9 protein-coding genes are annotated in these 11807 nt (G+C 73.2%); 5 read left to right on the forward strand and 4 right to left on the reverse strand.

The window, feature by feature from the left end; translation table 11 throughout:
* The 4 genes from CCN56_RS08985 to CCN56_RS09000 form a co-directional block, all read right to left on the reverse strand.
* Positions 1–748: PQQ-binding-like beta-propeller repeat protein (locus tag CCN56_RS08985; RefSeq protein ID WP_179199757.1), on the reverse strand; the 748-nt coding region annotated here is incomplete at its 3' end.
* Between the two features lie 137 nt (positions 749–885).
* Positions 886–1800: a serine/threonine-protein kinase gene (locus tag CCN56_RS08990; protein WP_086825301.1), complete on the reverse strand. Its 915-nt coding sequence runs from the start codon at positions 1798–1800 to the stop codon at positions 886–888.
* Between the two features lie 44 nt (positions 1801–1844).
* Positions 1845–4202, reverse strand: coding sequence for an excinuclease ABC subunit UvrA (locus CCN56_RS08995; RefSeq protein WP_086825303.1), 2358 nt, complete (start codon positions 4200–4202; stop codon positions 1845–1847).
* Between the two features lie 132 nt (positions 4203–4334).
* On the reverse strand, positions 4335–5354 hold the full coding sequence (locus CCN56_RS09000; RefSeq protein WP_086825305.1) for an MsnO8 family LLM class oxidoreductase: 1020 nt from the start codon (positions 5352–5354) through the stop codon (positions 4335–4337).
* A 237-nt stretch (positions 5355–5591) separates the two neighbouring features.
* Between CCN56_RS09000 and CCN56_RS09005 the strand changes: the two genes are divergently transcribed.
* The 5 genes from CCN56_RS09005 to CCN56_RS09025 all read left to right on the forward strand — a co-directional run.
* The gene (locus tag CCN56_RS09005; protein WP_086825307.1) at positions 5592–6263 is read left to right on the forward strand and encodes a class I SAM-dependent methyltransferase; all 672 of its coding nucleotides are present in this window, start codon (positions 5592–5594) and stop codon (positions 6261–6263) included.
* Between the two features lie 84 nt (positions 6264–6347).
* Positions 6348–7601 (forward strand): ABC transporter substrate-binding protein, encoded by a 1254-nt coding sequence (locus CCN56_RS09010; protein WP_086825309.1) that lies wholly within the window; start codon positions 6348–6350, stop codon positions 7599–7601.
* A 12-nt stretch (positions 7602–7613) separates the two neighbouring features.
* On the forward strand, positions 7614–10550 hold the full coding sequence (locus CCN56_RS41710; protein WP_107484117.1) for an ATP-binding cassette domain-containing protein: 2937 nt from the start codon (positions 7614–7616) through the stop codon (positions 10548–10550).
* Positions 10547–11293 carry an ABC transporter ATP-binding protein gene (locus CCN56_RS09020; protein ID WP_086825311.1) on the forward strand — a complete coding sequence of 249 codons (747 nt, stop codon included), beginning with the start codon at positions 10547–10549 and terminating at the stop codon, positions 11291–11293. Before CCN56_RS41710 ends, CCN56_RS09020 begins: the two co-directional genes overlap by 4 nt.
* A gap of 126 nt (positions 11294–11419) precedes the next feature.
* On the forward strand, positions 11420–11807 hold a 388-nt coding region (locus CCN56_RS09025), incomplete at its 3' end, for a YjbQ family protein (RefSeq protein ID WP_086825312.1).

Below are 11807 nucleotides of genomic sequence, written 5' to 3' on the forward strand. Positions count from 1 at the left end.
CCGGCCACTGCATCACGTATCCACTGAGGGCCTCCCGCTCGGAGAAGGCGTCGCACAGGAACCTTCCGGGCACCTCGCGACCACGCAGCGGGACCACTTTCAGGCTCCAGGGGTCGCACGGCTGCGACAGCCGTGTCGTATACCGGGTCTTCCCGTCGTCGGCGGACAGGGTGTGCACGATCCGACCCTCGGCGACACCCGTCTTCTCCGGCGTCACCACATGGACCAACCCGTTGGCCACACGGACACGCAGGTGCGCCATGCCCCGCGCCGGAAGGTCATGTCGCCATCGCAGCTCGCCACTGGCGGCGTCGACCGCGACGATCCCGCCCGGCATCGTTGCGCCGTACACTCGTGTGCCGTCCGTCGTGGGTTTGCCGACCGTCCCGTCGGCCGACCGGGTCCAGAGAGAACGCCCGTTGGCGAGAGCGAACCCTGCCAGTCCGCCGTCCACCGCCGCGACGACAGTGCCCTTCACGACGACGGGCACGTCCGAGGTGACGTGCGCGGGGACGGCCCAGAGCACCCGCCCGTCTGATGCGTCGATCCGCGAGATTCGGGGAGCCTCGCCCTCGGTGCTGATGGACGCGCAGATGAGAGACGACTCGGAGTAGACGCACTGAGCGTTGCTCTGCTTTGCCGTCCAGGCGTGCCAGTTGCGAGGGCGGCGGGAAGGCGTGTCGGAGTAGGCATTGATGTTGCCTCCGTCGCCTCCGTATGTCGGTACGTACTCGTTCGCGGCGGCCATGACGGAGGCCGCGGGCAGAGTGGTCTTCGGACGGGGTGCCGGGACGGAGGCCGGCTTCTCCGTGGCCGTACGGGCCCCGGGGGTCTCGCGCCATGCGACGTACGCCCCCGTGCCCGCAGCTAGGGCCAACGCTGTCGTCAGGGCGACGAGGAGGGGGCGACGGCGCAGGCGGCGGGGGCTTGCCAGTCGGGCGGGAGCGGGTGCGCGGCCGCGACGGTACGCAGTCCCGGCCGCGCACCCCACTCCTCCTCCGGGGCCTTCCGGAACGCCGCCAGCAAGTCGTCCGGCCCCGGCCGTTCCCCCGGCTCCTTCGACAGGCACCACTGGACGATCTCCCGTACCGTCCCCGAGAGTTCCGCGATCTCCGGCGGCTCGTGGACGACGTTGTACGCCGTCATGTAGGGGCTGCCCGCGTCGAAGGGCCCCCGGCCCGTCGTCGCGTAGACGAGGACCGCGCCGAGCGAGAAGACGTCCGACGCCGGGGTGACCCGGTGCGGGGCCGAGAGCTGCTCCGGGGACATGTACGGGGGCGTGCCGAGGATCCGGCCGGTGACGGTCATCGTCTGGTGGTCGGGCGCGCGGGAGATGCCGAAGTCGATGACCCGGGGGCCGTCCTCGGTGAGCAGGACGTTGTCGGGCTTCAGGTCGCGGTGGATCACCCGTACCTGGTGAAGTTCCCGGAGCGCTTCGACGAGCCCCACCGCGAGGACCCGCAACTCGGCCCCGGACAGCGGGCCTTCCGACTCGACCCGGTCCCGGAGGGTGCGCCCGGGGACGTACGCCGTCGCCATCCACGGCCGCGCGGCATCCGGGTCCGCGTCCACGACGGGCGCGGTGAACGCGCCGCTGACCCGGCGCGCCGCCCGTACCTCCTGACGGAACCGGGTACGGAACTCCGCGTCCGCGGCGAACTGTTCGTGAACGATCTTCAGCGCCACCGGCCGCCCCGACTCGGCCCGGGCCAGGAACACCGTGCCCATGCCGCCGGAGCCCAGCCGGTCCAGGAGTGCGTAACCACCGATCTCACGTGGGTCGTTGTCCCGCAGTGCCACGTCGTTCCCGTCCCCCCGGCTCGTGTGCCGGAGAGCGTACCGGGTCAGCCGTACAGCGATCTGGCCAGGTACGGGGCCGTCCGGCTCTCCCGGGACGCGGCCACCTCGGCGGGCGGTCCGGCGGCGACCACGCGGCCGCCCTGGTCGCCGCCGCCGGGGCCGAGGTCGACGACCCAGTCGGCGGTGGCGACGACGTCCATGTCGTGCTCGACGACGACCACCGAGTGCCCGGCGTCCACGAGGCCGTGGAGCTGGCGCATCAGGACCTCGACGTCGGCCGGGTGCAGGCCGGTCGTCGGCTCGTCCAGGACGTAGAGGGTGTGGGCGCGGCGCGGCCGCTGGAGTTCGGAGGCGAGTTTGATGCGCTGCGCCTCGCCGCCGGACAGCTCGGTGGCCGGCTGACCGAGCCGTAGATAGCCGAGGCCCACGTCGAGGAGGGTGCGCAGGCTCCGGGCGGCGGCGGGGGTGCCGTCGAAGAAGGAGGCGGCGGACTCGACGGTCAGGTCGAGGACTTCGGCGATGGTGAGGCCGCGCAGCCGGACCTGGAGCGTCTCGGGGTTGTAGCGGGCGCCGTGGCAGTCGGGGCAGGGGGCGTACGTACTGGGCAGGAAGAGGAGTTCCACCGAGACGAAGCCCTCGCCCTGGCAGGTCTCGCAGCGGCCGCCGGGCACGTTGAAGGAGAAGCGGCCCGCCTTGTACCCGCGCGCCCCGGCCTCCTCGGTCTCCGTGAAGAGCTTGCGCACGACGTCGAAGAGGCCGGTGTACGTGGCCAGGTTGGAGCGCGGGGTACGGCCGATCGGGCGTTGATCCACCGTCACCAGGCGGCCCACCCCGGGTAGTTCCTCGCTCAGCGCGTCGACGAGCGTCGACTTTCCGGAGCCCGAGACGCCCGTCACGGCGGTGAGGACGCCGAGAGGGAAGGCCGTGTCCACCGCCCGCAGGTTGTGCCGGGTGACCGGTCCCGGCCGCAGCCAGCCCGCCGGTTCCCGCACCGTCCGTGCGGGCGCGGGTGCCCGGTCGAAGAGGAACCGTCGGGTCGCGGACGCCTCGACACCGGCCAGTTCGTCCGGCGGGCCGCTGTGCAGCACCCGCCCGCCGTGCACGCCGGCGCGCGGGCCGACGTCCACGAGCCAGTCGGCGTGCCGGACGACGTCGAGGTGGTGCTCGACGACGAAGACCGAGTTCCCGGCGGCCTTGAGCCGGTCGAGGACCACGAGCAGGGCCTCGGTGTCGGCCGGGTGCAGTCCGGCGGACGGCTCGTCGAGGACGTACACCACGCCGAAGAGGCCGGAGCGCAGCTGGGTGGCGAGCCGCAGCCGCTGCAGCTCGCCGTTGGAGAGGGTGGGGGTGGCCCGGTCCAGGCTGAGGTAGCCGAGGCCGAGTTCGGTGACCGTGCCGATCCGGGCGACGAGGTCCTCGGTGAGGACCCGCGCCGTCTCCGAGGGCTGCGCCGCGGTCGCCACGGCCGTCGAGAGGAGACCGGCCAGAGACGTGAGGGGCAGGGCGGCGAGCTCGGCGACGTTCCGGCCGGCGAAGGTGACCGCGAGGGCCTCGGGCCGCAGCCGGCCGCCGCCGCACGCCGGGCAGGGCGAACTGGTGAGGAAGCGCTCCGCCTTCGTGCGCAGGGACGTGCTCTTCGAGTCGGAGAAGGTGCGCATCACATAGCGGCGCGCGCTCATGTACGTGCCCTGGTAGGGGCGTTGGATGCGGTCCGCCTCCCGCACCGGGTGCACGGTGACGACCGGCTGCTCGTCCGTGAAGAGGATCCACTCACGGTCCTCCGCGTCGAGCTCCCGCCACGGCCGGTCGACGTCGTAGCCGAGGGTGTCGAGGACGTCCCGCAGGTTCTTCCCCTGCCAGGCGCCCGGCCAGGCGGTGATCGCGCCCTGACGGATCGACAGGTCCGGGTCGGGCACGAGGAGTTCCTCGCTGGTGTCGTGGATCAGCCCGAGGCCGTGGCACGAAGGGCAGGCGCCCGCCGCCGTGTTGGGGGAGAAGGCGTCGGAGTCGAGCCTCTTCGCACCCTCGGGATAGTCCCCGGCCCGCGAGAACAGCATCCGCAGGGAGTTGGAGAGGGTGGTCACCGTACCGACGGAGGAGCGGGCGTTCGGCGAGGACCGGCGCTGCTCCAGGGAGACCGCGGGCGGCAGCCCGGTGATCTCGCCGACCGCGGGCGCCCCCACCTGGTGGATCAGCCGCCGCGCGTACGGGGCCACCGACTCGAAGTAGCGGCGCTGGGCCTCGGCGTAGATCGTCCCGAAGGCCAGTGACGACTTGCCGGAGCCGGAGACCCCGGTGAACACGACGAGCGCGTCGCGCGGGATGTCGACGTCGACCCCGGCGAGGTTGTGCTCGCGGGCGCCTCGGACGCGGACGTACGGATCGTGGGGCGTGTCGTGCATGCGGCGACCTTATCGAATGGTGAGCGTTTGCCCCGTTCGGTCCCCGGTCGGCTGCGGTCGGTCCCCGGTCCGCCCTGGTCGGCTGCGGTCGGTCCCGGTCGGCCCTGGTCGGCCCCGTTCGGTCCCCGTTCGTCAGGCGCCCCGCGCCGTCAGGCCCACCGCCCGGGCGAGACGGCGGTACGACTCGCTCAACGCCGCCCGGTCGTACGTGCTCGTGGTGACGAGTACCTCCTGAGCCCCGGTCTCCTTCACCGCCCGCTCGAGCGCCTCGGCCACCTGCTCCTCCGTCCCGTACGCGTGCCCTTCGAGCCCCGCCTCGTAGAAACCGCGCTGCTTCTCCGTCATCGACAGCCCCTCGATCCGCTCGGGAGCGGCGAGCGGCGGGAAGGTGCCGCGGGTGCGCGAGTGCGCGAGTGACCAGGCCTCCGGGATCAGCAGCCGCCGCGCCTCCGCCTCGGTGGCGGCCACCGCGACCGTCCCGGCGACGACCACGTACGGCTCGGCGGCCCACGGGGACGGGCGGAAGGCGGCGCGGTACGTGTCGACGGCCTTGAGGAGCCGGTCCCGGCCGCGCAGGTCGCCGATGACCAGGGGCAGCCCGGCCGCCGCGGCGGTCCCGGCCCCCTCCCCGGTCGCGAGGACGAAGGGCGGCACCCGCAGGCCCTCGGCGGGCCGGGCGTGCACCTGCGGGTGGGCCGTCTGCTCGCCGGTGAACCAGCCGAGGAGCTCGGCGAGCTGCTCCCCGAACCGGTCGGCCTCCTCTTTGGCCCGGCCGAGGGCCCGGCGGACGCCGTCCGTGAACCCCACCGAGCGGCCGATCCCCATGTCGATCCGGCCCGGGAAGAGGGACTCCAGCACCCCGAACTGCTCGGCCACGACCAGCGGCCGGTGGTTCGGGAGCATCACCCCTCCCGTACCGACCCGGACCGTGGAGGTCGCGGCGGCGACGGCGGCGGCGAGGACCGTGGGCGCCGAACCGGCGACCCCGGGCACACCGTGGTGCTCCGACACCCAGAACCGGTGGTAACCGAGGGCCTCCACCTCCTGGGCGAGGCGCACGGTGTCGCGCAGCGCCTGAGGGGCGTCCTCGCCCTCCCGGGTGCGGGAGCGGTCGAGGACGGAGAAGCGGATGCCGTCGAGGAAGGTGCTCACGGAGGGTGCAACGTGCACGGGGCCGGGCGGGATTCCCCGTCGGCCTTCCGGCAGCCGGGGCGGGCCCGCCGGCCGGTGCCCCGCTGCGCCGGTGACCGGCCGGGGCCCGCGTCCTCGCCCACACGGTCCGGAAGGCCGTCGATTCGCGCTTCGCCCGCGTTGCGGGAAAGCCCGGGACGGGTAGGCCTGCCCGTGGTACGGATCCTGATCACCCACCCACGACGGAGGGAACGCGGAATGGACCACGACGCGACGAAGGGGCGGCCGGTGTCGGCGGCGGAACTGTTCGACGGCCTGGGGATCGAGTACGAACGTGCCTTCGTCCGGCTGCCGGCCCAGCTGGCGGCGATCGAGTGGCTCACCGCACGGCTGGGCGCGGGGGCCAGGGTCCTCGACGTCGGCAGCGGGACCGGACGCCCGGTGGCCGACCTCCTGGTGCGCGCCGGCTGCGAGGTGACCGGCATCGACGTGTCCGGCGAGATGGTCGCCCTCGCGAGCGCGCAGGTGCCCGGGGCCCGCTTCGAGCAGTGCGACGTGCGCGCCTTCGACGCGCCGGAGGGCCGCTTCGACGCGGTGTGCGCGTTCTTCCCGCTGATGATGATGAGCCGGGCGGAGGCGGCCGCCGTCCTGAAGCGCATGGCGGGCTGGCTGGCGCCGGGAGGCTTCCTGGTGACGGCGACCGTGCCCGCGGACGTGGAGGACGTGGAGATCGTCTGGATGGAGCGTACGGTCAGGGTCTCCAGCTTCTCGGTGGAGGAGTACCTGCGCCTCCAGCGGGAGGACTGCGGCCTCGACGTGCTCCACCACGAGCTGTCGGTCTTCGACCCGGACGACGACCGCGCGGCGCCCGAGGACCACCTCTTCACCTACGCCCGCCGCCCGGCCCCCACGGGGACGCCCGAGGTCTGACGCATCGTCAATTGACGCTGCATCAGTTATTGACGCTTCATCAGTCCGGTCACAGAATGCGGTCACCCGACGGAGGGATCGCCCGTGCCTCGACCGTTGCGCGTCATCGCCGCCACCTTCGCCCTGCTCCTCGTCACTGCCTGCAACTCCGCCTCCACCGGAGGAAGCGCCCCTTCCTCCTCCTCCGTACGCGGAGTCACCGCCGACACGGTCAAGGTCGGCGGCATCGTCTCCATGACGACCGCCAGCGGCTACTCCAAGAAGGACACCGACCTCGGCGCCCGCGCCCGCTACGACCGGGCCAACGCCGAGGGCGGGATCAACGGCCGGAAGATCGAGTACCTCGGGGCCGAGGACGACGGCCAGGACCCCGCCAGGAACCTGGCCGCGGCCCGCAAGCTCGTCCAGCAGGACAAGGTCTTCGCCGTCTCCCCGCTGAGCTCGGTCACCTTCGCCGGGGCCGACTTCCTCGACGCCCAGAAGGTCCCCACGGTCGGCTGGGGAACGCTCCCCTCGTTCTGCGGGCCCGCTCACCTCTACGGCTTCAACGGCTGCCTCGTCCCGATGCCCGGCGGCACGCTCAACCAGACCTGGCCCGAAGGCCTCGCGGCCGTCCTCGGCGGCGCGCACGGCAAGTCGGTCGCGCTGATCGCCGGCGACAGCGACGCCGGCAAGTTCGGCATCCGTACCTTCACCCAGGGGTTCAAGGCGGCCGGCTTCCAGGTCGCGTACGCCAAGGCCGTGGTGCCCGCGACCTCGATGCCCAGCGACTGGTCGGCGTACACCAAGGAGATCCTCCGCTCCGGCCCCGGCGGCCGCGCACCCGACGCCGTGGTCTCCGTGATGCAGACGCCCTACAACATCGGCCTGTTCACCGCGCTCAAGCGGTCCGGCTACAAGGGCGTCATCTCCGACCCGACGGACTACGACCCCGGGCTGCTCGCGAAGGACGCGACGAAGCAGGCCCTCGACGGGGTGCACGTGCTGCTGCAGTTCCAGCCCTTCGAGTCGGACAGCCCCGCGATGCGGCAGTTCAAGGCCGACATCAAGAAGGCCGCAGGCGGAAAGGACGTCCCCCTCAACATGCACATGATGACGGGCTACATGAGCGCCGACCTCTTCCTCTCGATCGCCCGGAAGGCCGGCAAGGACCTCACCGTCGAGTCCTTCCAGAAGGCCGCCCGGGGCTTCTCCGACACCGGGACGCTCGTGGGCGACCGCGCCGAGCCCAAGGGGCAGAAGGAGAGCTTCGGCTGCGGCGCGCTCGTCCGGCTGAAGAACGGGCGGTACGAGGTGGCCGTGCCGTTCAAGTGCTATCCGCCGATCCCCTTCGGCTGAGGGGCGCGTCACGTGGGTGACCTGCTGGGATTCGTCCTGAGCGGGCTGGTCTCGGGCGCGCTGTACGCGCTGCTCGCGACCGGCCTCGTCCTGTCCTACTCCGCCTCCGGGCTCTTCAACTTCGCGCACGGAGCCACCGCCTACCTCTGCGCGCTCGCCTTCTACGAGCTCCACTCCGGCTTCGGCCGGCCGGCCGTCCCCACCGCCCTGCTCCTGGTGTTCGTGGTGGCGCCCGGCCTCGGCTGGGGCCTTGACCGGCTGATGTTCAGGAAGCTGGCCGGGGTCGGTGAGACGGCGCAGATCGTGGCCACGATCGGTCTGCTCGTCGCGCTGCCCGCGGCCGGACTGTGGGTGGTCGAACTCCTGGAGCGGGCGGGCGCCCCGGTCAAGCCCGCCGAGAACCAGTTCGGGCTGCCGGGCGTCGGGCCGAGCCCCGCGGTGTCCTGGCAGCCGCTCGACGGGGTCGGCATCGACTCCGACCAGCTGATCACCTGGATCGCCACCGCCCTGGCGGCGGCCGGGCTGTGGGCCCTGATGCGGCACACCCGGCTCGGCCTGCGGCTGCGGGCGGCGGTCGACGACCGGGCGCTGACCGAGCTGCGGGGCATCAGCGCGGACCGGCTGTCCTCGATCGCGTGGATGCTGTCGTCCGGCCTCGCGGGCCTCGCCGGCGTGCTCGCCACCCCGCTCCTCGGGCTCTCCGCGCACGACTACACGCTGTTCCTGTTCGTCTCGGCCACCGCCGCCGTCCTCGGCCGCTTCGCGTCGGTGCCGCTCGCCTTCGCCGGCGGCCTCGGGCTCGGGGTGCTGCAGAACCTGGTGGCGGGGTACGCGTCGTTCGCCGAGGACGTCACCGGCTTCCGCACGGCCGTACCGTTCCTCATCCTCTTCGCCGGTCTCGTCCTCCTGGGTCGGCGGCGCCGCCGCGCGGCGGGCACGGCGGCCGCGGACCCACCGCCCGTCGAATACCTCGCCGGGAAGGGCAGGGGCCGCCGCTGGGGCGCGTGGCTGGTGTCCGGCGTGCTCCTCGGCACGGCGTTCTACACCGTCACCACGCCCTTCTGGAGCGGGATCCTGGCCCAGGGACTCGCGATCGGGCTCGTGTTCATGTCGTTCACGGTGGTCACCGGCCTCGGTGCGATGGTGTCGCTGGCCCAGGCGACGTTCGTGACCGCCGCCGCCCTCGTCGCGGGACTGCTGATGAGCCACGGCTGGCCCTTCGTCGCCGCGGCGGCCGCCGGAACGGCGGCCGCGGCCCTGCTCGGCGCGGTGGTCGCGCTGCCCGCACTGCGGCTCGGGGGCAGGACACTGGCCCTGGCCACCCTGGCGCTCGCCTTCCTGGCGGACCAGGTGCTCTTCCAGCTCGGATGGCTGCGCAACGGCGACACGGGCTGGGAGATCCCGCGGCCGGTGGCCGGACCCGTGGACCTCGGCGACGACCGGGCGATGGGGCTCGCCCTCGTCCTGCTCAGCGGGGTGCTCGTCGCGCTCCTCACCCGGCTGCGCGGCTCCCGCTGGGGCCGGGCCGTCCTCGCGGTCCGCTCGGCCCCGGAGGCCGCCGCGGCGTCGGGCGTCTCGGTGGTGCGGACGAAGCTCCTCCTCTTCACGGTGTCGGCGGGCCTCGCGGGCTTCGGAGGGGTGCTCTACGCCTCGTACAACACCAGGATCACGGCCACGGACTTCACGGCGATGACCGGCCTGGTCTGGCTGGCGGTCGTGGTCGCGGCGGGGGTGCGCAGACCGCAGTTCGCGGTGGTGGCGGGCCTCGTCTTCGCGGTGGTCCCGCATCTGATGACGGAGTACGTGACGGAGTCCGCGCATCTGCCGGTGATCCTCTTCGGCCTGGCGGGGCTCGCGCTGGCGAACGACCCGGACGGGTACTGCGCGGCGCTGCCGTCGAGGCTGGCCGCGCGGCGCGCGGCGAAGGCGGGGGTGACGCGGGGACCCGTGGCGGGGTCCGTACCCCCGCCCCGCCCCTTCCCGACCGTGACGTCTGCGGCTCCGCCGCGTGGGGGGCTCCGCCCCCGGACCCCCGGGGAGGGCGGCGGCTCCGCGCCGCGGGGTGGTGCGGGAGCCGGGGTGGCCGACCCCGTCTCGCGAGGCGGGACCGACACCACCGCGCGAACGACGAAACCGCACGTCGACGCCCCTGGCCCGGCCGCGGCTTCGCGCGGAGGGTCGGGCGCGACCGAGCCCCGGCCCTTCAACGCCGGTGCCGGAGGCGCGGCCGCGGGATCGCGCGGTGAGCTGCCGGGCGCGCTCGAACTCGGCGGCGTACACGCCGGATACGGCGGCGCGCCCGTGCTGCACGGTGTGGACCTCGTGGTGCGCGCCGGCGAGGTGCTGGTGCTGCTCGGGCCCAACGGGGCAGGGAAGTCCACCCTCTGCCGGGTGGCGGCGGGACAGCTGCGGCCGGCCCGCGGTCTCGTACGGGTACGGGGCGAGGACGCCACCCGCGACGCGGCGGTCGCCCGGGCACGCCGCGGGGTGCGGCTGGCCCCCGAGGGGCGGGGGATCTTCGCCGGGCTCTCGATCGAGGAGAACCTCGCCCTGCAGCTGACGGAGGCCGAGGACCGCGACGCCGTGTACGAACGCTTCCCCGTGCTCGCCGCCCGCCGTGCCGTCCCCGCCGGGTCCCTGTCGGGCGGCGAGCAGCAGCTCCTCGCCCTCGCGCCGCTCCTCCAGCGACCGCCGGCGGTCCTCGTCGCCGACGAACCGTCCCTCGGTCTCGCGCCCCGCGTCGTGGACGAGGTCTTCCGCCTCCTGACCGAACTCCGCGACCAGGGAACCGCGTTGGTCCTCGTGGAGGAGAAGGCGGCCGAGGTGCTCGGCATCGCCGACACCGTCGCGTACCTCGCACAGGGCGGGATCGCCTGGTCCGGACCGAGGTCCGAGGTGGACCGGGACCGGCTCGCCGAGGCCTACCTGGGGACGGGAGTCCACCGATGAGCCGTACGCTGCTCCACGCGAGCGGGATCGACGTCCGCTTCGGCGGCGTCCACGCCCTGCGCGACGTGACCGTCTCCGTCGGCCCCGGTGAGATCTGCGGCCTCATCGGGCCGAACGGCGCGGGCAAGACGACGCTCTTCGACGTGCTGTCGGGGATGCGACGGCCGGACGCGGGAACGATCGCGTACGACGGTACGGACATCACCCGCCGGTCCCCCGTCTGGCGGGCCCGGCACGGCATCCGCCGCACCTTCCAACGCCAGCAGCTCTTCGGCCAGTTGACCGTCGCGGACAATCTCCTCGTCGCGCAGGACTGGCGGGGCGGCGTACGGCCCGCGGCGCGCCGCCACCGGGAACGGGCCGCCGCGGTGCTCCACGAGTGCGGGCTCGACGCGCTCGCCGACTCGTACGCGGGCGGCCTGCCCGTCGGGCAGGCCCGCATGGTCGAACTGGCCCGGGCGCTCGCCGATCCGCCCCGGGTCCTGCTCCTGGACGAGCCCGCGTCCGGGACGACCGCAGAGGAGCGCCGCGGACTCGCCGCCGTCATCCGTCACATGGCCGACGAGGAGAACTGCGCGGTGCTGCTCGTCGAGCACGACGTGGCCTTCGTGATGGAGCTGTGCTCGCGCGTCGTGGTCCTCGACCTCGGCCGGGTCCTCGCCGAAGGCACGGCGGCCGAGATCCACGCGGACCCGACGGTGCGGGAGGCGTACCTCGGCGCCGGCCCCGGAAGCGCGGAATGAGAAGCACCCGACCGGTCTCCGTCCCCGCCCGGTCCCTCTCCTCGTCCCGGACCGTGCCCCGGGGCCCTGCCGAGTCGTCCGCGTGTGAGGTTTGAGTGGAAAGCTCCGTCCGCCCACCATGGGGGCATGAGCCACGAATTCCAGAGCCGCATCCTTGACATCACCACCGGGGCAGCGGAAACGGTCTACGACCTGACCCGGGAGTGCTCCTCCTTCCTGGCCGAGGTGGCACAGGGCAGAGACGGACTCCTGAACGTCTTCACACCGCACGCGACCACGGGGGTGGCGTTGATCGAAACGGGTGCGGGCAGTGACAGTGACCTTCTGGCCGTCCTGCACCAGCTCCTCCCCGCGGACGAACGCTGGCAGCACCGCCATGGAAGCGCGGGCCACGGCCGCGACCACGTGTTGCCGGCCATCGTGCCGCCGCATGCGACGATCCCTGTGATCGGAGGTGAACTGGCCCTGGGTACCTGGCAGTCGGTGTGTCTGGTGGACACCAACAAGGACAACC

Origin of the sequence: Streptomyces sp. NRRL B-24572 (assembly GCF_002156145.1) — a bacterium.
In the GTDB taxonomy this organism is placed as follows: domain Bacteria; phylum Actinomycetota; class Actinomycetes; order Streptomycetales; family Streptomycetaceae; genus Streptomyces; species Streptomyces vietnamensis.